The following is a 26,171-nucleotide window of genomic DNA, read 5'->3' on the forward strand; positions in this document are numbered from 1 at the left end:
GCTTTTCGCACGGTCAAACCAAGAGCGAGAAGCGTGCCATTGCATTGCAGCAGCGCCGACAGCGGCTTTCAAAATACGTAGATCAGCAGTGCGTCGAGCGACTAGAATGAAGCGCGACGCGGCACCCATGCCGCCGAAGGCGAACATGAGAGACGACGACGTGGCTGGGGGCATCACGGAAAACGACGAAACGCGCGCGCCTTTGCGGCGGCGCAAGGCGCACATTCGCGAGTCGAACGAAGCGCATCTTCTGGCTTGTGCGGAAGCGGTCTTCGCGGAACGCGGACTCGACGGCGCGAGCACCGCGATGATCGCCGAACGCGCGGGCTTACCGAAAGCCAACGTGCATTACTACTTCCCGACCAAGCTTGCGCTTTACCGGCGTGTGCTCGAAGACCTGTTCGAAGACTGGTACCGCGCAGCCGATACATTCGAATGCAGCGACGATCCGGTGGAGGCAATCGGCGGATATGTGCGCGCGAAAATGGAATTATCGCGGCGGCGCCCGCTGGGCTCGAAAGTGTGGGCGAGCGAGATCATTCACGGTGCCGGGCATATGGAAGACATCCTCACGGGGCGCGTCAAGCCATGGCTCGACAGCCGTGTAAAAGTAATCGACGACTGGATCTCACGAGGCCTGCTCGCGCCTGTCGATGCGCGAACGCTGATGTATATGATCTGGGCGACGACCCAGCACTACGCCGACTTCGACGCACAGATTCGCGCGCTCAAAGGCAAGCGCGCGATGACGCAAAAGTCGTTCGAGGCGACGACCGAAGAAGTCGTGCAACTGGTCATTCGCGCGTGCGGGGCAGTGTCGCCGGCACAACGGGCGCCAGGCCGGTGACGCTTCGCGGCAGCGGCTTCTGGCGCGGCCGGATCAATACGTTTCCAGATGCAGGCGCCCTTCTTTCTTCAGCTTTGCCCACAGCGCTTCCCAATCCAGCTGATGCTGCTCGCCGATCTCTTTCAGCGCTTGCAGCACGCCGTCTTCCATACCCTTTAGCCCGCATACGTAGATATGCGTATTGTCGTCCTTGAGCATCTGCGCAACGTCGACCGCGCGTTCGCGCATCGCGTCCTGCACGTAGCGCTTGGGCTGTCCCGGCGTGCGCGAGAACGCAAGATTGGTGTCGATGAAATCCTTCGGCAGATTAGTTAGCGGCCCGAAGTATGGCAACTCCTCTTTGGTGCGGGCACCGAAGAACAGCATCAGCTTGCCCGTTGCTCCCTTCAGGCGACGGCGCCGGCGATATTCCGTCATTGCGCGCATCGGGGCCGAACCGGTGCCCGTGCAGATCATCAGAAGGTGCGAATTCGGATGGTTCGGCATCAGAAACGTGCTGCCGAACGGGCCGATCACCGTGACCACGTCGCCCTTTTTCAGATCGCACAGATAGTTCGAGCAGACTCCGTCGATCGAATCGCCATGCCGTTGTGCGACGCGCTTCACCGTCAGCGAAACGTTGTTGTAGCCGGGGCGCTCGCCGTCGCGCGGGCTGGCGATCGAATATTGGCGCGCGTGGTGCACGCGCCCGTCGCCGGTCGCGCCGGGCGGAAGAATGCCGATCGATTGACCTTCGAGCACCGGAAACGGCATCGTTCCGAAGTCGAGCACGATGTGATGTATGTCGCTTTCCGTCGATACGTCGGTAAGCCGGTAGTTGCCGACCACAGTCGCCGTAGTCGGCGTCTTGTGTGTGTAGAGATTGACGTAAGGCTTCGCGGCGGACCACGGCGGCACGACCGACCCGCGCACGGTGTCTACTTCAATGCCGCTCGCGTTCGCCGCTGCATCGCCGGTAGTGTCCGCCGCGGGCGATTCCTCCACCGCGGGCGCGGCCATTGTGTTCTGCTCCGGCAAGACGTCCCAAGTGAATTGTTCTTCGACCGGATATGCGTCGGCCTTCAATACGGTACGCCAGTTGTCGATCGCGCCGGTCGGACAAGGCGGCACGCACGCCATGCAGCCGTTGCAGACATCCGCCTTCACGACGTAGTTGTTTTCGTCGTGCGTGATCGCGTCGATCGGACAGGTCTCTTCGCACGTATTGCAGCGAATGCAGATTTCCGGATCGATCAGATGCTGCCTGAGAACCTCGATCGACACTGGGCCGTTCATGACTTCCTCCACCATGTTGTGCCGCGCAAGCTTGCCACGCGCGCTTCATGCAACTTCAGCAACTCCTGCGTTGCGCGATACCGGCGTTCAGTTAAAGCGCACGTATTCGAAATCGACCGGCTGACGGTTCACGCCCATCGCGGGCGGCGCAATCCAGTTCGCGAACTTGCCAGGCTCCGTGACGCGACCCATCAGCGACGCAACGAATGCGCGGTCTTCCGGTGTGGCGAGCCACTTCGCTTCGTTTGCGGCCCACTCCGCTTCGCCAATCACGCGGCCATCGGGCGACACGCGTGTGCCCGCAAAGGTGCCGATCTGCCGGTTGAACGCCTTGTGCGGCACCGTCATGCGAAAGTCTATGCCGGCCTTTTCGAGCACCTTGTTCCAGCGGCCTACACCCGCAACCGAGTCCTTGATGTAGTCGTCGCGCAGAACTTCGTTCATCGCATTGAGCATGGGCACTTCGCGTTCCACGAGCTTGCCGTCCTGCACATCCAGTAGCTTGTAGCTCTGCCCGTTCAATTGATGATCGTCGTCGCGCTTGCCCTCTTCATAGCGGCCCTTCAGGCCCGAACTATAGAACGTGGCCGCATTCGACGAATGGTCCGCGCCGAACAGGTCGATCGTCACCGAGTAATGGAAGTTCAGATAGCGCTGAATGGTCGGCAAGTCGATCACGCCGGCCGCGCGAATCCGGGCGACGTCGTCGGTGCCGAGTTCGTTCATCACCTGAGCAGTCCGCTGAATCACGCGCGAAACGCCCGATTCGCCGACGAACATATGGTGCGCCTCTTCCGTCAACATGAACTTCGTGGTGCGCGCGAGCGGGTCGAAGCCCGATTCCGCGAGTGCGGACAACTGGAACTTGCCGTCGCGATCAGTGAAGTACGTGAACATATAGAACGCGAGCCAATCCGGCGTTTTCTCGTTGAACGCACCGAGAATGCGAGGATTGTCGTCGTCGCCGGAACGTCGCCCGAGCAGTGCTTCGGCTTCCTCACGACCGTCGCGGCCGAAGTAGCGGTGCAGCAGGTACACCATGGCCCACAGATGGCGGCCTTCTTCCACGTTGACCTGAAACAGGTTGCGCAAGTCGTACATGGAAGGCGCGGTCAAGCCGAGGTGTCGTTGCTGCTCGACGGAAGCGGGCTCCGTATCGCCTTGCGTCACGATGATACGGCGCAGATTGGCGCGGTGCTCGCCGGGCACGTCCTGCCATGCGGCTTCGCCCTTATGTTCGCCGAAATGAATCTTGCGGTCCTGGTCGCCCGGCGTCAGAAAGATGCCCCAACGATAGTCCGGCATCTTCACATGATCGAAATGCGCCCAGCCTCCCGCATCCACGCTCACCGCAGTACGCAGATACACGTCGTAGCCGTGCGAGCCTTCCGGGCCCATATCGCCCCACCACGACAGGAAGTTCGGCTGCCACTGCTCGAGCGCGCGCTGCAGCGCGCGGTCGTCGGCGAGGTTAACGTTGTTCGGAATCTTTTCGCTGTAGTTGATCGTTGACATGGTCGTTCCTTGCAATGCGGAATGTGAGAGGCGTACCGGGAAGCGGGCGTCGTAATGCGCTCGTGCGTCAAACGCGCGATACGTCGAATTGCGCCTTGCTACCCTTGCCGTACACCTTGAGCGCACCCTTCTCGCCCACTGCGTTCGGCCGGTTGAAGATCCAGTTCTGCCACGCGGTGAGACGGCCAAAAATGCGCGTTTCCATTGTTTCGGGGCCGTTAAAACGCAGGTTCGCTTCGAGTCCGGTCAGCGCATCGGGGGACATTGCCGCGCGTTCTTCGAGTGCGATCCGAATTTCGTCGGCCCAATCGATGTCGTCCGGCGCTCCCGTGACAAGTCCCAAACGCTCGGCCTCGACCGGCTTGACCGACTGTCCGATCAGCGAACGCACCGTGTCGAGCGGCGCCGTTTCTTCATAGAAGCGGCGTGCAAGCCGTGACTGGTGGGTAACCATCGGATAAAGACCGAAGTTCGCTTCCGACAGCGTGATGGCCGGCTCCTCTTCCTCATTGCCCGGCAACGCGGCCATATACGAACGATCCGCGGCAAAAGCGAGTTCGGCGAACGTGCCGGCAAAGCATGAGCCCGGTTCGATCAACGCAAATAACGAACGCGACGAAACGTCGATGCGCGCGAGCGTGCGGCGCAACATGCCAATCGTCTCGCGTACGAACCAGTGGTCCTTGTGCTGCATCAACACGGCGTCGGCGGCGAGCACGTTGCGCGCGTCGCCTTCGGTTCGGAATATCCACGTGCCGACTTCAAGCTCGTTGGTGCGCATCGACAGGATGGCGTCGTCGAGTTCGCGAGCGAATTGCAACGGCCACCAGGTCGCGCCCGCTGCGATGATCGCGTCGATATTTGTAGGCTGTTCCGTTTGCGGCGCTTTTGCGGTGAATGTCGCAATGCGTTTAGCGCGATCGATCGTGACGTCTAGCGCTTTATACGTGAGCCCGTCGTCGCGGTCCGTACGCTCGATGCGCGTGAGCATCACACCTTGCGCGTCGGAAGGACGATCGCTCTGCGCGGCGAGTTCGAGCGCGCGGGCCTGAATGGCCTGGTCGAACTGGTTCGGTTTGACGACCTCGTCCACGAGACGCCACGCTTTTGCCCGCTCGCCGCGAATACCTTCGACCACGGTGCAGAAAATGTCGGCGCGGTCATGGCGCACCTTGCGTTTGTCAGTGACTCGCGTGAGTCCGCCCGTGCCGGGCAGCACGCCGAGCAACGGCACTTCCGGCAACGACACCGACGAAGAGCGGTCGTCCACCAGGTAGATCTCGTCACACGCAAGCGCAAGTTCATAACCGCCGCCCGCGCAAGCGCCGTTCACCGCCGCAAGAAATTTGAGGCCCGAATGACGCGACGAGTCTTCCAGTCCGTTACGCGTTTCGTTCGTGAACTTGCAGAAGTTGACCTTCCACGCGTGCGACGAAAGGCCGAGCATGAAGATGTTGGCGCCCGAGCAGAACACGCGGTCCTTGAGGCTCGTCAACACGACGGTTTTGACTTCCGGGTGCTCGAAACGGATTCGCTGAATGGCGTCGTGCAGTTCGATATCTACGCCGAGGTCATACGAATTCAGTTTGAGCTTATAGCCGTCGCGAATGCCGCCGTCTTCCGCGATGTCGATGCCGAGCGTCGCTACCGGGCCGTTGAAACTCAGCTTCCAATGCTTGTACTGCGAGGGATCGGTGCGGTAGTCGACCGGCGCGATCGCGGCTTCTGCTGTGGACATGGGCGTCTCCTGACTGGACGATGCAAGTTGTTTCTAGAACAATAGTGCACCGTCAAACCCATGTAAAGCACTTTAATGCATATTAAGGTGTTTCCCTGATCCCTCAGTGCATGTCAGACAGCGCGTGCCTCATCGGGCGATTCGGCTGCGAGCCGCGCAGCAAGGCGGTCTCGCAGTTGCAGATAGGCGTCCGCCAAGGTTTTCTCGCTCGTGTCGAAGGTCATATCCGCGCGGCCATACAACTCGCTGCGGCCGGCCAGAATGCGCTTCAGGTCGTCCATCGCCTCCTTGTTGCCTGACATGGGCCGCAAATCGCCCTGCGCGACGACCCGGCGCATGTGCTCTTCCGGCGCGGCCTGCAGCCACACGGTGAAGCAATGCGACAGCAGCGCGTTGAACGTGCCGGACTCGGACACCAGCCCGCCCGGCGACGCGATCACCGCACGTTCGTGCTCCTGTATCACCGCTTCGAGCGCACGGTGTTCGTACCGCCTGTAAGCGCTTGCGCCATATAGCGAATGGATTTCCGCCGGCGGGCAGCCCGCCAGTTGCTCGATCACCCTCGTCAACTCGACGAACGGAACCTTGCGCTCCTGCGCGAGCATGCGCCCGAGCGTCGACTTCCCCGCGCCGCGCAGTCCGATCAGCGCGATCCGGTCCTTGCGATGCGGGTCGCGCGGCGCCTGCGCGAACATCTCGGCAAGTGCCACGCGCGCGCGCTGCAATGCAGCCTGGTCGCGCCCGTGCAGCAGTTCGCGGATCAACAACCATTCGGCGGACGCAGTCGTTTCGTCGCCGATCACCTCGGCCAGCGGGCAGTTCAACGTGGCCGCGATCTGCCGCAACACCAGCACCGACGCATTGCCGACGCCCGATTCCAGATTCGCGAGATGCCGCTCCGACAAGCCGGTTTCAGCAGCCAGTGTCTTGCGCGTCATGCCGCGACGTGCGCGCAGCAGGCGCACGCGCTCGCCCATCGCGGTCAGAAACGGGTCGCGCTCTTCGCGTTCGCCGGTGCGCTCGCCGCGAGCGCTCTCCTCGCCGACGGTTTCGAGCGACGGCGAGTCAGAAGGCGAGTCGGACGATGAAGCAACGTTATTTCGGTTCATGTTTTCTACCTAGATCCAGCCATACATGTACTATAGTGCTTGACACACGCTTAGTGAACGGTTAATTTTCGCCGAACATTGATCGCATACCAAGCTCGCCGCGATTCTTCGAGCGGCATTACGGAGACCGCGCAGCGCGTCACATGCATTAACGTGCGTGCGCACAGTCTGGAGGCCCGCATGTCCCCATCCGATTTCCAGCGCCTGATAGCCGGCGTGACAGCGCAACTCGCAGGCCGGCCGCTGAACGCCGAACTCGCAGACTGGCTCAACAGCACGTATCCCGCAGACAGCCAGACATTTCGCGATCTCGCCGCTGCATGCCGCGCGGGAGCCGCTGAAGGCTGGCTGTGCAATCGCGAGGGCGGCGGCATCCGTTACGGGCGCATCTTCAAAGCGCTGCCCGACACCCACGGCTTTTCCGTCGACGTAGTCGACATGAAGGACATTGCCGGCCCGCATCATGTTCATCCGCACGGCGAGATCGATCTCATCATGCCGCTGACAGAAGGCGCGACTTTCGACGGTCATCCTGCGGGCTGGTGCGTCTATCAGGCAGGCTCTGCGCATCGACCCACGGTGGCGAACGGCCAGGCGCTCGTGCTGTATCTTCTGCCGCAAGGCGCAATCGAATTCACCGCTGCGTGAGTGCCGTCATGATCGAACTGTTGAAGAACCACGTAGCGGGCGAATGGGTCGTGGGAACCGGAGACGGACACACGCTGACCGATCCGGTAACGGGAGAAGCGCTCGTGCGCGTGTCCAGCGAAGGACTGGATCTGTCACACGCATTCCGCTTTGCGCGCGATGAAGCCGGCGCGGCACTGCGCGCGCTGACCTATGCCGAGCGCGCCGCGCGTCTTGCCGATGTGGTCAAGCTCCTCCAGTCGAAGCGCGAGGACTACTATGCGATCGCTCTCGCGAACTCCGGCACGACGCGCAACGATTCATCGGTCGATATCGACGGCGGCATTTTCACCCTGTCGTACTACGCCAGGCTTGGAGCATCGCTCGGCAACGTGCATGCGCTGCGCGACGGCAACGCGAGCGCATTGAGCAAGGATCAATCGTTCAGCGTGCAGCACGTGCTCACGCCAACGCGCGGCGTCACGCTCTTTATCAATGCATTCAACTTTCCGTCGTGGGGCCTGTGGGAAAAAGCGGCCCCTGCGTTGCTTTCCGGCGTGCCCGTCATCGTGAAGCCCGCGACCGCGACGGCGTGGCTCACGCAACGCATGATCGCCGATGTCGTCAACGCGGGCATCCTGCCACGCGGCGCGCTCTCGGTGATTTGCGGCGGCTCTGCGGGTCTGCTCGACCAGGTTCAGGCGTTCGATGTCGTGTCCTTCACGGGCTCGGCTGAAACGGCCGCATCGCTGCGCGCGCACCCGGCTTTCGTCGTACGCGGCGCGCGGCTCAACGTCGAAGCCGATAGTCTGAACAGCGCGATTCTGTGTGCAGATGCCACGCCTGACACGCCCGCATTCGATCTTTTCATCAAGGAAGTCGTGCGCGAAATGACCGTGAAATCCGGGCAGAAATGCACGGCGATCCGGCGCGCGTTCGTTCCCGACACGGCGCTTGATGCCGTCGTCGATGCGCTAAAAACGAAGCTCACGAAGATCACTGTGGGCAATCCGCGCAACGACGCCGTGCGCATGGGATCGCTCGTGAGCCGCGCGCAATACGAGAACGTGATGGCGGGCATTGCCGCGTTGCGTGAGCAAGCGGTGCTCGCGTACGACGGGTCGGCCGCGCCGCTCATCGACGCCGATGGTGCTGTTGCTGCGTGCATCGCGCCGCATCTGTTCGTCGTCAACGATCCGGATAATGCGACGCTGCTCCACGATGTCGAAGTATTCGGACCCGTGGCGAGTGTGACGCCATATCGCGTAGCAAACGGCGCCGGTGAACTGCGCGAAGCGCACGCGGTCAACCTCGCGCGGCGCGGACAGGGATCGCTCGTCGCATCGATCTATTCAAACGACGACGCGCACCTGGGCAGGCTTGCGCTTGAACTCGCCGATTCGCATGGCCGCGTGCATGCGGTTTCGCCTTCCGTCGAGCAGAGTCAGACCGGCCACGGCAACGTGATGCCGATGTCGCTTCACGGCGGACCGGGACGCGCGGGCGGCGGCGAAGAACTCGGCGGTCTGCGCGCGCTTGGTTTCTATCACCGGCGTTCGGCGATTCAGGCGTCGGCAGCGGCAATCGATGCAGTTGCGCAGCTAACCCATTTGCCCACAGCATGACCACTTGAAGATGAACACCACATGACGAAGAAGCGCCCGCAGTAGCGCACGCAGACATTCAGCGGATCATGAGCACATAACAGCCGGACCGCCCCCACTCGATGGAGGAGACATATGGAAGCCCTGTTCGAACCGGCTGCAAGCCAGCCCGTCGTCACGGTCGAGCCGCCGCCCGCTCGCTTCAATTTCGCGGCTCATCTGTTCGCGTTGAACGAGCAGCGCGCGGCGAAAACCGCTTATATCGACGACAGCGGCCACATGACTTACGGCGAACTCGAAGACCGCGCACGGCGCTTTTCGAGCGCGTTACGCGGTTTGGGCGTGCATCCTGAAGAGCGCGTGCTGCTGGTAATGCTCGACACCGTCTCATTGCCCATTGCCTTTCTCGGCGCGCTCTATGCGGGCGTGGTTCCGGTGGTCGCAAACACGCTGCTCACGCCGGCCGATTACGTGTACATGCTCACGCATAGTCATGCGCGTGCGGTCATTGCGTCGAGCGTGCTGATCCCGAATGTCACGCAAGCCATGGAGACGGCCGAGCACGACGGCTGCCAGCTCATTGTCTCCAACCGGGCGGCGCCAGCACCTGAAGGCGAGCCGCTCGCGGCGCCGGTATTGGAAGATCTGATCGACGCCGCGACGCCCGCCTTGAAAGCTGCCACCACAGGTTGCGACGACATTGCCTTCTGGCTGTACTCATCGGGCTCGACCGGAAAACCGAAGGGCACGGTCCACACGCATGCGAATCTTTACTGGACCGCCGAGTTGTATGCAAAGCCGGTACTCGGCATTGTCGAAAGCGATGTGGTGTTCTCCGCGGCGAAGCTGTTCTTTGCCTATGGGCTGGGTAACGCGCTGACCTTTCCGCTTTCCGTCGGCGCTACTGCTGTGCTGATGGCTGAGCGCCCCACCGCCGACGCCGTTTTCTCCCGCCTCACGCGCCACCGTCCGACCGTTTTCTATGGCGTGCCGACGCTTTACGCGAGCATGCTAGTGTCGCCGAACCTGCCTGCGCGCGACGATGTCGCGATGCGCGTTTGCACCTCCGCTGGCGAGGCATTGCCGCGCGAGATCGGCGAACGTTTTACGCGGCACTTCGGCTGTGAAATTCTCGACGGCATCGGCTCGACGGAGATGCTGCATATCTTCCTGTCGAATCGCGCGGGCGAAGTCGAATATGGCACGACGGGTCGCCCTGTGCCCGGTTACGAAGTGGAGTTGCGCGACGACAGCGGTCACGCGGTCGGCGACGGCGAAGTGGGCGACCTCTTTATCAAAGGCCCGAGTGCCGCGCTGATGTACTGGTGTAACCGCGAAAAAACGCGTGCCACTTTTCTCGGCGAGTGGATTCGCAGCGGCGACAAGTACAGCCGTCTGCCGAATGGCTGCTATGTGTATGCGGGCCGCAGCGACGACATGCTGAAAGTCAGTGGCCAGTATGTGTCGCCGGTCGAAGTGGAAATGGTGCTGGTGCAGCATGACGCAGTGCTCGAAGCGGCCGTGGTCGGCATCGATCACGGCGGCCTTGTGAAAGCGCGCGCGTTCGTTGTGTTGAAGCGCGAGTTCGCACCGTCTGAGATACTGGTGGATGATCTGAAGGCGTTCGTGAAAGACCGGCTCGCGCCGCACAAGTATCCACGCGATATCGTGTTCGTCGACGACTTGCCGAAGACCGCCACCGGAAAAATTCAACGCTTCAAACTGCGCGAACAGTCATAAGGTGATACATGCAGAATGCCGCTGTCGAGACACCCACTAGCCATTTCGTCGACTTGCCCGCCACGGCATCGCACGGGCCGCTGCGCATTGAATATCGCTGGTTGAACGGTGAAGCCGCCGACACCACTGGCAACGCAACGAGCCATGCGCCAATCGCCGTCTTTCTTCACGAAGGACTCGGCTCGATCGCCATGTGGCGCGACTGGCCACAATCGTTGTGCGAGCGGCTCGGCATGCGTGGACTCGTCTACTCGCGTCCCGGATATGGTTTGTCGACACCGCGCCCCCACCACGTCAAATGGCCGGTCGACTTCATGAGCGACCAGGCACGCGATATTTTGCCCGCGCTGCTGGACGAACTCGGCATTGGCCTGCACGAACGGCGGCGCATGTGGGTCATTGGACACAGCGACGGCGGCTCGATCGCGCTGCTTTACGCGGCGTTGCATCCCGACGCGCTGGCGGGCGCGGTTGCCATCGCGCCGCACGTATTTGTCGAAGAGCTATCGGTGCAAAGCATCGCGCAGACAAAGCAGCTTTACGAAAGCACCGACCTGCGCGACAAGCTCGCCCGCTATCACGCAGACGTCGATTCCGCTTTCTATGGCTGGAATGATATCTGGCTGGATCCTGCATTCCGCGACTGGTCGATTGCGCAGCAGCTTTCGACGATCAACAAGCCTTTGCTCGCCCTACAAGGCCACGACGACAACTACGGCACGATGGCTCAGATCGACACCATTCCCGAATATGCGCCGCATGCGGAACTCGTCAAGCTCGACGCTTGCGGACACTCGCCACACCGCGATGCGCCTGACCGGTTGAACGAAGCAATCGCGGCGTTCGTGTTGCGATACCGGTAGCGGCAGGTTGCCGCTCGCCGGCACGCAACGGGCGAGGCGACAGCCTCTATCCCCATTTGTCACCAAATCCCCAAATTTCCAAAACTTCACAAAACTTACACAGGTAAGCGGATATTCTCTTCGCACCGCTGACCTGGGCACACCGATGCCCGCGCGTTCCCCGTGCCGGAGACATCGCTATGTCCTATGCGTCGAAGCCGTTCAGTGCCTTGCATCGCAAACGTTTGGCCACTGCGCTCGTGGCGCTGCCACTTTCCGCGCTGATCGTCGCCTGCGGCAATGACGACGCCAAGGCGCCGGATGCGGGCAATGCCAGCTCCGCGCTAAATGCCACCGATCAGAGCAGCACCGCCGTCCTGTCGGCAAATCCTCTTTCTGCATCGCCCTCGCCTGCCGCCGTCACGATTCAAAGCCCAGCACTACCTGCATCAAGCGCCGACCCGGCATTGTCCGCCGCCGCTTCGACGCCCCTCGCCACACCTGTAATCCATACCGTTGACTGAGTCCCGCGCTTCACGCGCCGCTCATGCCTGCCGCGCTGCGTGGATCGTTTTCCCACTGAAGACACGAAAGCACATACCATGACCTCAAAAAATCGTCGTGATTTTCTACGCTCTGCCGCGCACGCGGCCGGTTCCGTCACCGCGCTGAGCATGCTGCCGCAAGGCATTCGCAACGCGCTCGCCATTCCGGCGAACAACAAGACCGGCACGATCCGCGACGTCGAACACATCGTGGTGCTGATGCAGGAAAACCGCTCGTTCGACCACTACTTCGGCACGCTTAAGGGTGTCCGCGGTTTCGGCGACACGCGTGCGGTCAACCTGCCCAATGGCAAGCCGGTGTGGTATCAACCGCTTGCTGCGGATCTCGGCTATGTGTTGCCGTTCCGCCCGAGCGCGCCGAACCTCGGACTGCAGTTCCTGCAGGACCTCGCGCACGACTGGAATAGCACGCACGCCGCGTGGAACGGCGGCCGCTACGATCAGTGGGTGCCCGCCAAAGGCTCGACCACCATGGCCTACCTCACGCGCGAGGACATTCCTTTTCACTATCAACTCGCCGACGCTTTCACGATTTGCGACGCCTACCATTGCTCGCTGATGGGCCCGACGGACCCGAACCGCTACTACATGTGGGCAGGCGGTGTAGGCAACGACGGAACCGGCGGCGGTCCCGTGATCGACAATTCCGAACTCGGCTACGGCTGGTCGACCTATCCGGAAGTGCTGCAAAACGCAGGCATTTCGTGGAAGATCTATCAGGACATCGGCACCGGGCTCGACGCCAAGGGCTCGTGGGGCTGGACTCAGAACGCTTACATCGGCAACTACGGCGACAACTCGCTGCTCTACTTCAACCAGTACCGCAACGCTCAGCCGGGCAACCCGCTGTATGAGAACGCGCGCACCGGCACGAATGCATTGAAGGGCGACGGTTACTTCGACATTCTCAAGCGCGATGTGCAAAACAACGCGCTGCCGCAAGTCTCGTGGATCGTCGCACCGGAAGCCTATTCAGAGCACCCGAACTGGCCCGCGAACTACGGCGCGTGGTACATCGACCAGGTCTTGCAGATCCTGACCTCGAATCCCGAGGTGTGGAGCAAGACCGTACTCCTGATCAATTACGACGAGAACGACGGCTTCTTCGACCACATGGTGCCGCCGTGTGCGCCGAGTTCGAGTGCGAACGGCCTCTCCACCGTCGACACCGTCAACGAAATCTATCCGGGCGATGCAAAGAACGTTGCCGCGCCGTACGGCCTCGGCCCGCGCGTGCCGATGCTCGTCGTCTCGCCGTGGTCCAAAGGCGGCTATGTTTGCTCGGAGGTGTTCGACCATACGTCGGTAATCCGCTTTATCGAACAGCGCTTCGGCCAGCAGCACAATCTCGGCGAGCCGAACATCTCGCCGTGGCGACGCGCGGTGTGCGGCGATCTGACATCGGCCTTCAACTTCAGCAATCCGAACGACGCCTTCCCGACGTTGCCGAGTACGAGCGGCTATGTGCCGCCCGATCAGAACCGTCATCCGGACTACGTGCCGCTGCCGCCTGCGGTACAGGCAGTCCCGCGCCAGGAACCCGGCGTGCGCCCGGCTCGCGCGCTGCCGTATGAAATGTTCGTGCGAGTGCATGGCGAAGGCGCCGAGAAAACGTTGACCATGCGCTTCGTCAATACGGGCAGCGCGGGCGCGGTGTTTCTCGTCTATCGCGCGAACAGCCTCGAGGCGCCGCGCACGTACACGGTCGAGGCCGGCAAGCGCTTGCAGGATCAGTTCCCGCTGAGTGCGGACGGCTCTTACGATTTCACCGTGCACGGTCCGAACGGTTTCTTGCGCCGCTTCACCGGCCGGCCAATTGCTCGCAGCTGGTGGGACGGATCGGATATCGCGCGCCCCGAAGTGCTCGAAGGCTACGACGTCGTGAACGGCAACCTGCAACTGCGCCTTGAAAACGTGGGCAGCGCGCATTGCAAGTTCACGATCGTCAATGCGTACGACCCGAAGCACACGATCAAACGTGTGGTGCGCGGCGGCGATACGGACGAGCTCTACCTCGATCTTCGCAATGCGCACGGCTGGTACGACCTGGCGATTACCGTCGACACCGACCCGCTGTTTGCCCGCCGTTTTGCAGGCCACGTGGAGACGGGCAAGAGCAGCATGAGCGATCCTGCGCTGGGCGCCTGAACGAGCGCGAACACCGACGCATGACAACGGCCGCTGCGATAAAACGCAGCGGCCGTTTTCTTTAAATCGTAGTGCACGTTGGCAGTAATTGAATCTTATCTTCAGACGAATTCGCGCGATGCACTGCGTGAAAACACTAGCGCACATGCGCTCAAGACTTTCGGTTCGAGAGCCGTAAACCGCGTATGAGGCGCCCGCCTCAATCACTACGGCTCTATGCTCATCCGAAAGACTTCCACCATGTTCACATCCATTCGCGCGCGGATCGTTGCGCTGTGCGTCGCCATCGTCGTGGTCGCACTTGCTGCCAATGCGGTCCTTAATTATGTGGTCGCGAATTCGTACAACGCCGACGCCATCGACAGCAGTTTGACGGCAGTCGAGAGCGGCCATGCAGCCGGTATCAGCGACTGGGTTGCCGCCAATAGCCAGATGATCGACTCGCTGCAGAACGCGGTTCTGCAACCCGACCCGTCGCCGGCGCTCAAGCAGATCGCCACCGCTGGCAAGTTCACCAACGTTTATGTCGGCTACGCGGACAAGACAGCGAAGTTCTCCGACCCGACCGGCATTCCCGCCGACTACGATCCGACCGGGCGGCCCTGGTATAAGCAGGCCGTGGCAGCAGGCAAGCCGGTGGCGACGCCGCCTTATGTGGATGTCGGCTCGGGTAAGCTGGTGGTCGCGTTCGCCGCGCCCGTGGTACGCGACGGCGCGGTGAAGGGCGTGGTGTCCGGCGACGTCGCAATGGACAGCGTGATCGCCAACGTGAAATCGATCCACCCGACGCCCGCGAGCTTCGGCATGCTGATCGACGCGAGCGGCAATATCGTCGCGCATCCGGATGCAAAGCTCACGTTGAAGCCGGTGTCCGATCTCGCGCCGGGACTCGCGGGCGACAAGCTCGCCGCACTCTTTAGCGCGCAACGTCCGGTGCAGATGGACGTGAGCGGCAGCCCGAAACTGTTGCGCGCGCAATCCATTCCGGGCACCAACTGGTACGTGGTCGTCGCGCTCGACAAAGCGGAGGCAACCGCCGGCATGCGTTCGCTGCTGACCGCGTCCGTGATCGCGCTGATCGTGATTGCGGGCATTGCAGCGGCTGTCGTCGCGGCGGTCACCGCGGTTTCGTTCCAGCGTCTGTCCAAAGTACGCGATGCAATGGACGACATCGGTTCCGGCGAAGGCGATCTGACGCAGCGGCTGCCCGCCATCGGCAACGACGAAGTCGCGCAGATCGCCCGTTCGTTCAACACATTCATCGACAAACTGAGTCACGTGATGCGTCAGATTCGCGACGCGAGCGAGTCGGTGCGCGTGGCCGCCAATGAAATTGCAGCGGGCAACGTCGATCTGTCCGGACGCACTGAATCGGCTGCGGCGAGCTTGCAGGAAACCGCCGCGTCGATGGAAGAGATCACGTCCACGGTCACCCAATCGGCGAACGCCGCGAAGCAGGCCGACACGACCGCGGTTTCCGCATCGCAGGTCGCTTCGCGCGGCGGCGTGGTGATCTCCGAAGTGATTACGACGATGGGCGAGATCGAACATGCGTCGGTGAAGATCTCCGACATCATCGGCGTGATCGACGGCATTGCTTTCCAGACCAACATTCTTGCGCTGAACGCTGCGGTTGAAGCTGCCCGCGCCGGCGAACAGGGTCGCGGCTTCGCGGTCGTGGCCGGCGAAGTGCGCAGCCTCGCGCAACGCAGCGCGCAAGCCGCCAAAGAAATCAAGGCGCTGATCGAAGCCACGGTCGCGAGTGTCAGTTCAGGCTCAGGCCAGGTGCGCCAGGCGGGCGAAACGATGACGGAGATCGTGAGCAACGTCGCCAACGTGACCACGATCATTTCCGAAATCACGCAAGCCGCCAATGAGCAGACTCGCGGCATTCAGGAAGTGAACCGCGCGGTGAGCCAGCTGGATGAAATGGTTCAACAGAACGCCGCGCTCGTCGAACAGTCGACCGCAGCAGCAGCCGCATTGCAATCGCAGGCGGTGAGCCTTGCGAGCGCGGTTACGCAGTTCAAGCTCGACTAGACGATCCGAAAAACCCGGTGGCGCGGGCTCACGATTCGAAGTCGAGCCCGCCGATCAGCGCCACCGGATCGGCCTGCGTGTGCGAAAGAAAATCGAGGTCACGCGCATGATGCCACGCCGCCAGCTTTCGCGGCAGCGCAGCCAGATAGCGAGAGAAACGCGCCTGGCCTTCTTCTTTCATGAGCCTCTCGATCTCGTCGCTGTCCCACGTGAGATATAGATTCAACGGATGCTCAAACTGGGCGATATGCTCTAGCGGTGCGGCATGAATGCGCAGGCGCGTAGGATGGCCAGGGCCTTCGTACGGCAGTACTTCCGTGTGCACGGTGGTAGCGAAGCACGCGGCGATGGCCTCGGCAATGCGAGGCGCGAACTCTTCATCGAAACGGGCGGCATTCTCTGGACGCATCTGATTCTCCGACATGCTGCGCAATGAGCGGAGCATCGTAGCATGTACCATGCGGCCCGCTGCAAGCACTCAGCTCGGCGCCGCCTAGCCCACGCGCCTCGTTTTACGCGCGCGATTGCCGCGCCGCCGGATCACGTAACTCACGAGCGCAGCAAGCGCTGCCGTCGCCGCATAGCCAGCCAGGCGAATAGCCTGCTCGGTGGGCAGGCGCGCGATCAGCATCGCGACAATGATGCTTGCGAGCACGACGAGAAATGCGATTGTCCACTTCATTCCGGTCTCCGCTGACGTTCACGACGTTCATAACGTTCTTCAAGTTCGTGGCGTACTGTCGCACGGCGCGTGCGCGCTCTTTTTCACAGCATACTCGCGAGAGCTACATGAAGGGACAATTGTGGTCCGCCGAAGACGCGCGGGCTACGAAGCGTGGGCTACGAAGCGTGGGCTATGAAGCGCGGGCTACCGAGCGCGGGCTATGAAGCGCCCCCTCTTCCGCTTGCTCGCGCCTGCGCCAGAATGAACTCGATGAAAGTTGCCGCGGCGCGAGTGTGGTGCCGGTTCGGCATGTAAAGCATGTACATGTTCGTGCCGAAGATGCTCAAACGCCATTCGTCGAGCGTGGTCACGGCATCGCCGCGTTTCAGATCATCTTGCACCACATAATCCGGCAAGATGCCGACGCCAAGTCCTGCGAGTACCGCTTGCCGCAAAAACAGAAAGTTCTCGGAGATAATCGTCGGTTCGAGCAACACCTCGTGCCGTTCGTCACCGAGATAGGCGGCAACGCGTAACTGACGGCCCACGACCGCCGCCGTAATCAACGGCGTGGTGCGCAGATCGTCTAGTTGCATGGGCATGCCGTGGCTTTCCGCGAACGCGCGCGATGCACAGGCAACGTATCTGACCGGCCCCATGTCGCGTGCCACGAGATTTTGCGGCGGCTCGGACATGACCCGCACGGCAATGTCCACTTCGTCGCGCATGAGGTCTTCCACGCGGTTCTCGAACAACACATCGAGAACGATGCCTGGATAGCGACGCTTGAACTCGATCAACCACTCCGACATGACGAGTTGCCCATAACCGCTCGGCACGCTCAGGCGCACTCGCCCCTGCAGGCTTTGCCCAAGCGTCGTTACCGATTCGCGCGCGGCCAGCAACGCGTTCTGAATCGCGCGGCCATGCTCATATAGCTGAAGACCGATCTCCGTGGGCTCGACGCGACGCGTGGTGCGCCGGACGAGTTGCAAGCCCACCGAGCGTTCCAGCTGGTTCAGGTGATAGCTCACGTTCGCGCGGCTCATCTTCAGGCGCCTCGCCGCCTCGCTCAGGTTACCTGCGTCGAGTATCTCCACCAGCAAAGTCAGCGAATGGACGTCCACAACCGCGCCTTTTGTCAAAGATATTTTGACAGTCTGTCAATGGTTCATGTGATTGTCAATGAACCTTGACCACTCCACAATCAGGACAATTCGCGGGCGCGGGATGCCGCCTACGCGCCCAGACAATCAGCCAGGAGACGACACGCCATGAGCCTCACCACTTCAACCGACGTCGTGACACGCGAATTGCGTGGCAAGGTGCTGCTCGTCACGATCGATCACGCGCCCGTCAACGCGCTCTCCGCCGACGTGCGGCGCGGACTGCTCGCCGCGATCGAAGCCGCCGACAGCGACCCTTCCGTGCAAGCCGTGTTGATTGTCGGCGCGGGCCGCAACTTTATCGCCGGCGCGGACATTCGCGAGTTCGGCAAGCCACCGGTGCCGCCGTCGTTGCCGGACGTATGCAACCGCATCGAAGCGTGTACGAAACCCGTCGTCGCGGCGATTCACGGTGCGGCGCTCGGCGGCGGTCTGGAGGTGGCGCTCGCGGCGCACTACCGGCTCGCCGTAGACGGGGCGAAGCTCGGCTTGCCCGAGGTTCAACTCGGGTTGCTGCCCGGCGCGGGCGGCACGCAACGCACGCCGCGCCTGATCGGCGCTCAGGCGGCGCTCGACCTGATGTTGAGCGGTCGCCATGCAAACGCGCAGGAAGCACTGGCGTTAGGGCTCGTCGACCGGCTTGGCAGTAGCGACGACATCCTCGCGGAAGGGCTCGCCTATGTTCACGAATTGCTTGCGGGTCATGCGCCGGTGCGGCGCACGCGCGACGCCACTGCGTTGAACGACCGGGCCGCGAGCCTCGCCGTAGTCGCTACGGCACGCGCCGAGACCGCCAAAAAATCGCGTGGTCTGTTTTCACCGCTAAAAATCGTCGATGCAGTCGAAGCGGCGATCGCACAGCCTTTCGAAGACGGCTTGCGCCGCGAACGCCAACTCTTTCTCGAATGCCTCGACAGTCCGCAGCGTGCGGGCCTCGTTCATGCGTTTTTTGCGGAGCGCGAAGTGCTCAAAGCGCCCGAGACGCGCGACACGAAGCCGCGTGCGCTGAACGCGATTGGCGTGGTCGGCGGCGGCACGATGGGTGCGGGCATTGCCGTCGCAGTGCTCGACGCGGGCCTGCCCGTGACGATGATCGAGCGCGATGAAGCTTCGCTCGCCCGGGGCCGCGCGCACATCGAAAAGGTCTATGACGGCCTGATTGCGAAGGGCCGCATGAGCGCCGAGAAAAAGGCCCAACTCATGGCGCTCTGGACCGGCAGTACTTCATACGATGCACTCGCCAACGCGGATCTCGTGATCGAGGCCGTGTTCGAAGATCTGTCGGTCAAGCAGGCCGTGTTTGCCGAACTCGACCGCGTGTGCAAGCCGGGCGCCGTGCTCGCAACCAACACGTCGTATCTGGACATCGACGCGATTGCAGCCAGCATCTCGCGCCCCGCCGATGTGATCGGTCTGCACTTCTTCTCGCCGGCCAACATCATGAAGCTGCTTGAAGTAGTCGTGCCGAAAGCCGTCAGCGCCGACATTGTCGCCACCGCATTCGAGCTTGCAAAGAAGCTGCGCAAGACGCCGGTGCGCGCAGGCGTGTGCGACGGCTTCATTGGCAACCGCATTCTCGCCGTGTATCGCAGTGCCGCCGACGCGATGATGGAAGACGGCGCCTCGCCCTATCAGATCGATGCAGCAGTACGCGCGTTCGGCTTCCCGATGGGACCGTTTCAGGTGGTGGATCTCGCTGGCGGCGACATCGGCTGGGCAGCGCGCAAACGGCGCGCAGCGACGCGCAATCCGGCGGCGCGCTATGTGCAGATTGCCGACCGTCTATGCGAGCGAGGCTGGTTCGGTCAAAAAACGGGGCGCGGCTTTTATCTGTACCCCGAAGGATCGCGCAGCGGCCAGCCCGATCCGGAAGTCGAGGCGATCATCGATGCCGAGCGTGTACGAGCCGGCATCACGCCGCGTGAATTCTGCGACGACGAGATCATTCGCCGCTACATGGCCGCGATGATCAATGAAGGAGCGAATGTCGTGCACGAACGGATTGCGCTGCGACCGCTCGACGTCGACGTGACCTTTTTATACGGCTACGGTTTCCCGCGTTATCGCGGCGGCCCGATGAAATATGCGGACATGGTCGGCCTGCCGCGCATTCTCGCGGACATCCACGAGTTTGCGAAAGAAGACCCATTGTTCTGGCGAGCTTCGCCCCTGCTGATTGACCTGGTCGAGCGCGGCGCGGATTTTGCGAGCCTCAATCACACGGCATGAAGCGGCTCTTTTTCAGCGTAGCCGTTGAACCCACGAAGGAACAGTCATGGATCTGAACTTCACACCTGAAGAAGAAGCCTTTCGTGCAGAGGTGCTTGCGTTCTTGCGCGACAAACTTCCGCAGCACCTCGCCGACAAGGTGCATGGCGGCCGGCGCCTCACGCGCGACGACATGGCCGGGTGGCATGCGATTCTGAACGAGCGCGGCTGGCTCGCGAATCACTGGCCGGCAGAATACGGCGGACCGGCTTGGACCGCAGTGCAGAAGTTCATCTTCGAAAACGAATGTGCGCTGGCCGGAGCGCCGCGCATCGTGCCGTTCGGCGTCAACATGCTCGGACCGGTGTTGATCAGATACGGCAGTGAAGCGCAAAAGCGGTATTGGCTGCCGCGTATTCTCGATGGTTCCGATTGGTGGTGTCAGGGCTACTCAGAACCCGGCGCAGGGTCCGATCTCGCTTCGGTCAAGACCACTGCCGTGCGCGGCGTCGACGCGGACGGCGAGCATTACATCGTGAACGGCCAGAAGACCTGGACCACGCTCGGCCACTACGCGAACATGATCTTCTGTCTCGTGCGCACCGCAACCGACGTACGCAAGCAGGAAGGCATCAGCTTCCTGCTGATCGATATGAAAACGCCGGGCGTCGAAGTGAGGCCGATCATCACGCTCGATGGCGAGCATGAAGTGAACGAAGTATTTTTCACCGACGTGCGAGTGCCCGCTGAGAACCTGGTCGGGGAGGAAAACAAGGGCTGGACGTACGCCAAATATCTGCTGACGTACGAGCGTACGAATATTGCGGGCGTCGGGTTCTCCGTCGCGGCGTTCAACCGGCTGCGCAAGATTGCCGCGAAACAGCAGCGCAACGGCCGGCCGCTTTGCGAAGATCCGGCGTTCGCGGCGCGCATGGCACGCGTTGAAATAGATCTGGAGAACATGAAGACGACCAACTTGCGCGTGATCGCGGCAGTAGCGGGCGGAGGCGTGCCGGGTGCCGAGAGTTCGATGCTGAAGATTCGCGGCACGGAGATTCGCCAGGAGATCTCGTCGCTGACGCGCCGCGCGATGGGGCCGTATGCGCAGCCGTTCATCGAAGAAGCATTGCACGACGGTTATCAAGGCGCACCGGTCGGTCCCGAAGAAGCGGCGAGCGCGGCTTCGCTGTATTTCAACAACCGCAAGCTGTCAATTTTCGGTGGCTCGAATGAAATCCAGAAGAACATCATTTCTAAAATGATCCTCGGACTGTAGGAGACGCACGTCATGAATTTCCAGCACACCGAAGATCGCCGCATGCTTGCGGATACGCTGAACCGCTTCGTCAGCGAGCAGTACCGCTTCGAGACGCGCGACAGGATCGCCCGCTCGCCTGAAGGCTTTAGCCCTGAACTGTGGAGTCGTTTTGCAGAGCTAGGCATTATCGGTGCCCTCTTCGATGAAGCGAACGGCGGCTTTGGCGGCGGCGGATTCGATATCGCGGTGGTGTTCGAGAGCCTGGGCCGCGGCCTCGTGGTCGAACCGTTCCTCGATACGCTTATTGTGGGCCAGGCCGTCGCACGAAGCGGCAACGCCGCGCAACGCGCTCTGCTGGGCGAATTGATCGACGGCTCGCGTATCGCCGCACTCGCGCATGGTGAACCCGGCGGCCATTACGAACTCTCGCGTGTCACCACGCACGCCCAACGCGAGGGCAACGCGTGGCAATTGAACGGCGCTAAAGCGGTGGTGCAGCACGGTGAGCACGCTGCACTCTTCCTCGTGTCCGCGCGGACCACCGGTGCGGACGATTCAGAGGAAGGTATAGCGCTCTTTCTCGTGCCTCCGAACGCAGCGGGTGTCAGCGTGCGAGGCTATCCGAAAATCGACGGCGGACGCGCAGCCGAAGTCACGTTCGACAATGTCAAGCTCAGCGAAGAATCGCTGCTTGGCGCGGAAGGTGCGGGCTTCCCGACGCTGGAGTATGCGATCGCATGTGGTGTGCTTGCGTTGTGTGCGGAGGCCGTCGGCGCGATGGATGTCGCGAAAGACTACACGCTCGACTACCTGCGCACGCGCAAGCAGTTCGGCGTGGCGATAGGCAGCTTCCAGGCGCTGCAGCACAGAATGGCCGACATGCTGCTGGAAATCGAGCAGGCGCGTTCAGCGGTAATCAACGCGGCAGCGGCGCTCGGTGCGCAGCGCACGGTGCGGGAGCGCGCGGTGTCGGCGGCGAAGTACAGCATCGGCAGGATCGGCGCACTCGTCGCGCAAGAGTGCATTCAACTGCACGGCGGCATAGGCATGACGTGGGAGTTGCCACTCGCTCATTACGCGAAGCGGCTTGTGATGATCGATCATCAGCTTGGAGATGAGGATCATCACCTGGATAGATTCGTGCGATTATGGCGTGAGTAAAGTCATAACCGCGTCTGCCCGCCAGGACCAGCAGTCTCCTGACCACTGATGAGAACAGTTCAGGTTCTAAGGGTTATGACTGACGCGCTCGCTTCGACGGTTCCGGGACATTGCGCGCTCGTTTCTGGCCAGCACTGCGCCAGATCGCAACCTCATTCAATGCGCGGGATAAATCCCGGGTTGCCGGTCTTCACGACCTGGTTGAACCGCTGCCTGGTTTCGATGCGATTGATCTCGTCAAAGGCATCAGCGGGAAGAGCCGAAATGTCGAAATTCTCGCGCGCCCGCGCTGCGGTCTTCGGCGTCGTCAGGACGGCGGTACCACGCTGCACCGCCCATGCAAGCAGTACCTGTGCAGGCGTCTTGCCAATCCGCGCGGCAATTCGTGAGACGACCGGATCTTCGAGCGGCCCGGGTCTAATTCCGTGACCTAACGGGGCAAACGCCAGAAACACGATCTCTTTCTTCTTGCAGAACTCCAGGAGTTCGTTTTCTGGAAGATAGGGATGCGCCTCGACCTGAACCACGGCCGGCTTTATTCTTGCCGATTCATAGAGCGGTACCAGATCATCGAGGCCAATGTCGGACAGACCGATCGCGCGACATCTTCCCCCGTCGACCAGATCTTCCATCGCCCGCCATGTATCGAGCAGGGTCACTCCTTCGTCATAGAGGACGTTTCCATTTGCGTCGCGGGGATCCTGCTCATCTCCCGCCTGGAATGCGAACGGCGTATGAATGAGATAAAGATCCAGATAGTCGAGTCGAAGCCTTTCAAGGCTTGCGTCGAAAGCCGGTTTGACGCGCTCCGGGCGATGATTCGAATTCCATAACTTCGTGGTCACGAAGATGTCTTCGCGTGCGATTCCTCCCGCTGCAAGCCCCGCTTGTAACGCGTCGCCCACCTCGCGCTCGTTGCGATAGCGTTCCGCACAATCGAAGTGCCGATAGCCCGCTTCCAGCGCGTCTTTCGTGGCGCTTATCGTGATGGCCGCATCGGCGATCAGCGTGCCAAAGCCGATTGCGGGCATGGAGCCGCCTCCGTGGTTCAGCGCAATTCTTTTGAGCCGGAAATCGCAAGGCTCGATCATGACGATACCTCCGCATTGAGTGGTGCCGCACAGGTCCCGTAGCCGGGTACTCCGGGCGGGCAAAGAGACAGGGTCAATGCCACGCATCGAACCTCAAGCGAAGACTGTGCCTTCGCAATTGTCCAACCCTTGTCTCGACTTCCAGCATAGGACGATTTGTGAAGAACACCGGACGATTTCGACGAAGAGAAGAGACGCGATGCGCCGCGCGCCGCATTCACAAATGTAAGCTGACCTGTCTGGCAAACTCGCCGATCACCTCTTCATTGCGCGATAAAAAGACCCACTGGCCCACTCGCGTCGGAACCACAAGCTGCGCCTCTACCAGGCTTGCAACGTGCGCCGAGACCGTGGACTGCGATAATCCGCTGCGCGCATGAATCGCGTTCGGTGGAACGCCATGACTGAAATCGATGTGACCCTGTGCAAAAACTTCGTCCGGCGTCTTTAACCACGCGAGAATCTGCCGCCGGAAGGGATTCGCTAGCGCCTTATGAATCAGGTCGACATCAATCATGGCGTTTTGCCCGAAATGGAAATAGAAAGCATCGAATGCATGTTCAGAACATGTCCGCGGCCTGAAGGCGCACTGCCCCTTCCTTTCCCGGTTCCGGATCGGATCGCGACGGTATGAACGGCCCTGTAATCATGTTCGAATAGCTTTGACCTGGACCTACCATTGGAAATACGTCGGCGTTCTGATCGATCATCACTTCCAGAAAGGCGGGTCCCTCGAAAGCCACGAAAGCTTTCAGTTTCTCCTCGAGTTCGCCAGGCGTTTCGACGCGACAGGCAAACTCGAAGCCGTCCGCGCGCGCCGCCATCACAAAGTCCTTGCGATGAAGAGCCTTGTCGCTTACGAAAGTACGTCCTTCGTAAAAGAGACGCTGCCACTGGCGAATCATCCCGTCACCGCGATTGTTGAGCAGCAAGACTTTTACTGGAACGCCATACGTGCTGGCCGTTTCGAGTTCTCCAGCGTTCATGCGGATACTGCCGTCACCGTCGATGTCGATAACCAGCGCATCAGGCCGCGCCAGTTGAGCGCCGATTGCGGCGGGCAGGCCGAATCCCATCGTGCCCATGCTGCCCGAGGTAAGAAAGCTTCGCGGCTCGGTGAACTGGTAGAACTGTGCGGTCCACATTTGATGCTGGCCTACACCTGTGCTGATGATCGCGCGGCCACCTGTGATTTCGCTGAGTTTCTCAATCACACGCTGCGGCTGAATCAGAGGGTTGCTGCGGTCATAGTTCATGCCGTGGCGCTGCCTCAGTTCCGTCACCCATCCGATCCATAGGGCGGACGACAAAGCAACGGACTCGTGCTCCATCAATGCGCGCAATGCCTGCCTCGCGTCGCCTATGTGACTCCAATGTGCGCGCTTGACCTTGTTGATCTCCGCCTCGTCGATGTCGATATGTGCGACGTGTCGCGCGCCTGCCGCAAACATGTCCGGTCGACCGCCCGCGACCCGGTCGTCGAATCGTGCGCCCACCGCAATCAGGATGTCGCAATCTTCAACGGCGTAATTCGCGCAGGCGGCGCCGTGCATGCCGAGCATGCCGAGCGATAGCGGGTGTTGCGCTGGTATCGCGCCGAGGCCCATCAACGTCGTCACGACCGGGATCTCGTAACGCTCCGCGAACTGACGCAGTTCGGCCGTCGCGCCTGCCGCGATAACACCGCCGCCCACATACAGGAGCGGTCGCTCGCTCTGTCTAAGGAGATCGAAGAACTGGGCGCCCTTTTGCTCGTCAAGACGAGAACCGTTAGCCACCAATCGCAACCGGTCGGAGTAGCCTCGAAAGTGCAAGGTGCCTTGCCCCTGATACTGACCGACCCAGTTCTGGATGTCCTTTGGCACATCGACTACGACGGGACCAGGGCGGCCGGTGCGCGCGATTTCGAATGCAGTGCGCAATGTCTGTTCGAGTTTGGCGGGGTCGGTGACGAGAAACACCTGTTTGGCGCATGCCGACATGATGTTGAAGACCGGCGCCTCCTGGAAAGCGTCGCTGCCGATTGCCGCGCGCGGCACCTGACCGCATATGAGGACGACGGGAATCGAATCGCCGTTGCAGTCGGCGATCGGCGTGACTGCATTGGTCGCGCCAGGCCCGGACGTCACCATGAACACACCTACTTTTCCGCTCGCGCGCGCATAGCCGGCCGCCATGAAACCCGCCGCCTGTTCGTTGGCCGGCACGACGAATTTGATCTGGCGTTCAGGGCGTGCGGCGTGTGATTCGTTGAAACGGAACACTGCGTCGTAAGTCGGCAGGATCGCGCCGCCGCTATATCCGAATAGCGTATCGACGCCCTGCTCCGCAAGTACGCGCAGGATAATGTCGGCGCCCGACATTGGTTCGCCGGGAAGCGTTGGCGCCGGACAGACTTGTGAAGCAACGTTCAGATTCGTGGTCATGGCTGACTCGTGTGGAGAACCGCCTTGGGATCGACGGCCAGGTCTTACCGGCGATGGACCGGAAGAACATCAAGTCGATTCTGCCAATGATCCAAACAGCACGCTCAACGATGCAGGCGCTCTACGGGCCAAAAGAGAACACATCC

Annotated in this window: 21 protein-coding genes; 11 read left to right on the top strand and 10 right to left on the bottom strand. The window is 61.5% G+C overall.

Features of this window, described 5'->3' with window-relative positions; all coding sequences use genetic code 11:
- Positions 1-106: 106 nt before the first annotated feature.
- Positions 107-847, top strand: a complete 741-nt coding sequence (locus tag J2W46_RS20840) for a TetR/AcrR family transcriptional regulator (protein ID WP_087752612.1) — start codon at positions 107-109, stop codon at positions 845-847.
- A gap of 33 nt (positions 848-880) precedes the next feature.
- Here J2W46_RS20840 and boxA read toward each other — a convergent pair whose 3' ends face one another.
- The 4 genes from boxA to J2W46_RS20860 all read right to left on the bottom strand — a co-directional run bounded on the left by boxA (position 881) and on the right by J2W46_RS20860 (position 6,484).
- Positions 881-2,122 carry a benzoyl-CoA 2,3-epoxidase subunit BoxA gene (boxA, locus tag J2W46_RS20845; RefSeq protein WP_310355814.1) on the bottom strand — a complete coding sequence of 414 codons (1,242 nt, stop codon included), beginning with the start codon at positions 2,120-2,122 and terminating at the stop codon, positions 881-883.
- 87 nt (positions 2,123-2,209) lie between these two features.
- Positions 2,210-3,637, bottom strand: a complete 1,428-nt coding sequence (boxB, locus tag J2W46_RS20850) for a benzoyl-CoA 2,3-epoxidase subunit BoxB (RefSeq protein WP_020065402.1) — start codon at positions 3,635-3,637, stop codon at positions 2,210-2,212.
- A 67-nt stretch (positions 3,638-3,704) separates the two neighbouring features.
- On the bottom strand, positions 3,705-5,375 hold the full coding sequence (gene boxC, locus J2W46_RS20855; RefSeq protein ID WP_310355815.1) for a 2,3-epoxybenzoyl-CoA dihydrolase: 1,671 nt from the start codon (positions 5,373-5,375) through the stop codon (positions 3,705-3,707).
- A 113-nt stretch (positions 5,376-5,488) separates the two neighbouring features.
- The gene (locus J2W46_RS20860; RefSeq protein ID WP_310355817.1) at positions 5,489-6,484 is read right to left on the bottom strand and encodes a helix-turn-helix transcriptional regulator; all 996 of its coding nucleotides are present in this window, start codon (positions 6,482-6,484) and stop codon (positions 5,489-5,491) included.
- A gap of 180 nt (positions 6,485-6,664) precedes the next feature.
- On the opposite strand from J2W46_RS20860, the gene J2W46_RS20865 reads away from it, so the two are divergent.
- The 7 genes from J2W46_RS20865 to J2W46_RS20895 all read left to right on the top strand — a co-directional run bounded on the left by J2W46_RS20865 (position 6,665) and on the right by J2W46_RS20895 (position 16,051).
- Positions 6,665-7,132 (top strand): DUF4863 family protein, encoded by a 468-nt coding sequence (locus tag J2W46_RS20865; RefSeq protein ID WP_087751278.1) that lies wholly within the window; start codon positions 6,665-6,667, stop codon positions 7,130-7,132.
- A gap of 8 nt (positions 7,133-7,140) precedes the next feature.
- The gene (locus tag J2W46_RS20870) at positions 7,141-8,736 is read left to right on the top strand and encodes a 3,4-dehydroadipyl-CoA semialdehyde dehydrogenase (protein WP_310355819.1); all 1,596 of its coding nucleotides are present in this window, start codon (positions 7,141-7,143) and stop codon (positions 8,734-8,736) included.
- 114 nt (positions 8,737-8,850) lie between these two features.
- Positions 8,851-10,455: a benzoate-CoA ligase family protein gene (locus J2W46_RS20875; protein ID WP_310355820.1), complete on the top strand. Its 1,605-nt coding sequence runs from the start codon at positions 8,851-8,853 to the stop codon at positions 10,453-10,455.
- A gap of 8 nt (positions 10,456-10,463) precedes the next feature.
- Positions 10,464-11,318 (top strand): alpha/beta fold hydrolase, encoded by an 855-nt coding sequence (locus tag J2W46_RS20880; RefSeq protein ID WP_310355821.1) that lies wholly within the window; start codon positions 10,464-10,466, stop codon positions 11,316-11,318.
- Between the two features lie 179 nt (positions 11,319-11,497).
- Positions 11,498-11,821 (top strand): hypothetical protein, encoded by a 324-nt coding sequence (locus tag J2W46_RS20885; protein WP_310355823.1) that lies wholly within the window; start codon positions 11,498-11,500, stop codon positions 11,819-11,821.
- Between the two features lie 78 nt (positions 11,822-11,899).
- Positions 11,900-14,011 carry a phosphocholine-specific phospholipase C gene (locus tag J2W46_RS20890; RefSeq protein ID WP_310355825.1) on the top strand — a complete coding sequence of 704 codons (2,112 nt, stop codon included), beginning with the start codon at positions 11,900-11,902 and terminating at the stop codon, positions 14,009-14,011.
- A gap of 240 nt (positions 14,012-14,251) precedes the next feature.
- The gene (locus tag J2W46_RS20895; protein WP_310355826.1) at positions 14,252-16,051 is read left to right on the top strand and encodes a methyl-accepting chemotaxis protein; all 1,800 of its coding nucleotides are present in this window, start codon (positions 14,252-14,254) and stop codon (positions 16,049-16,051) included.
- Between the two features lie 28 nt (positions 16,052-16,079).
- On the opposite strand, the gene J2W46_RS20900 is transcribed toward J2W46_RS20895, so the two are convergent.
- The 3 genes from J2W46_RS20900 to J2W46_RS20910 form a co-directional block, all read right to left on the bottom strand.
- Complete coding sequence (locus tag J2W46_RS20900) at positions 16,080-16,460, bottom strand: DUF5594 family protein (RefSeq protein ID WP_020065392.1); 381 nt, start codon at positions 16,458-16,460, stop codon at positions 16,080-16,082.
- Positions 16,461-16,544: 84 nt separating this feature from the next.
- On the bottom strand, positions 16,545-16,733 hold the full coding sequence (locus J2W46_RS20905) for a hypothetical protein (RefSeq protein ID WP_088174822.1): 189 nt from the start codon (positions 16,731-16,733) through the stop codon (positions 16,545-16,547).
- A 200-nt stretch (positions 16,734-16,933) separates the two neighbouring features.
- Positions 16,934-17,842, bottom strand: a complete 909-nt coding sequence (locus J2W46_RS20910) for a LysR family transcriptional regulator (protein ID WP_020065390.1) — start codon at positions 17,840-17,842, stop codon at positions 16,934-16,936.
- 147 nt (positions 17,843-17,989) lie between these two features.
- Between J2W46_RS20910 and J2W46_RS20915 the strand changes: the two genes are divergently transcribed.
- The 3 genes from J2W46_RS20915 to J2W46_RS20925 are packed head-to-tail and all read left to right on the top strand — an operon-like array spanning position 17,990 to position 22,508.
- Entirely contained in the window at positions 17,990-20,110 is a 2,121-nt protein-coding gene (locus J2W46_RS20915; RefSeq protein WP_310355828.1) for a 3-hydroxyacyl-CoA dehydrogenase NAD-binding domain-containing protein, read from the top strand.
- 46 nt (positions 20,111-20,156) lie between these two features.
- A complete protein-coding gene (locus J2W46_RS20920; protein WP_310355829.1) occupies positions 20,157-21,365 on the top strand; it encodes an acyl-CoA dehydrogenase family protein in 1,209 nt (402 codons plus the stop codon).
- Between the two features lie 12 nt (positions 21,366-21,377).
- Entirely contained in the window at positions 21,378-22,508 is a 1,131-nt protein-coding gene (locus J2W46_RS20925) for an acyl-CoA dehydrogenase family protein (protein ID WP_310355831.1), read from the top strand.
- Positions 22,509-22,660: 152 nt separating this feature from the next.
- Here the strand turns inward: J2W46_RS20925 and J2W46_RS20930 are convergent, their stop codons facing one another.
- The 3 genes from J2W46_RS20930 to ilvB all read right to left on the bottom strand — a co-directional run bounded on the left by J2W46_RS20930 (position 22,661) and on the right by ilvB (position 26,025).
- Positions 22,661-23,599, bottom strand: a complete 939-nt coding sequence (locus J2W46_RS20930; RefSeq protein WP_088174827.1) for an aldo/keto reductase — start codon at positions 23,597-23,599, stop codon at positions 22,661-22,663.
- A 217-nt stretch (positions 23,600-23,816) separates the two neighbouring features.
- Positions 23,817-24,116, bottom strand: a complete 300-nt coding sequence (locus tag J2W46_RS20935) for an ArsR/SmtB family transcription factor (protein WP_088174828.1) — start codon at positions 24,114-24,116, stop codon at positions 23,817-23,819.
- A gap of 43 nt (positions 24,117-24,159) precedes the next feature.
- Entirely contained in the window at positions 24,160-26,025 is a 1,866-nt protein-coding gene (gene ilvB, locus J2W46_RS20940; RefSeq protein WP_374726854.1) for a biosynthetic-type acetolactate synthase large subunit, read from the bottom strand.
- Positions 26,026-26,171: the final 146 nt, after the last annotated feature.

It is taken from the genome of Paraburkholderia strydomiana (genome assembly GCF_031456815.1).
Taxonomy (GTDB): Bacteria; Pseudomonadota; Gammaproteobacteria; order Burkholderiales; family Burkholderiaceae; genus Paraburkholderia; species Paraburkholderia caledonica.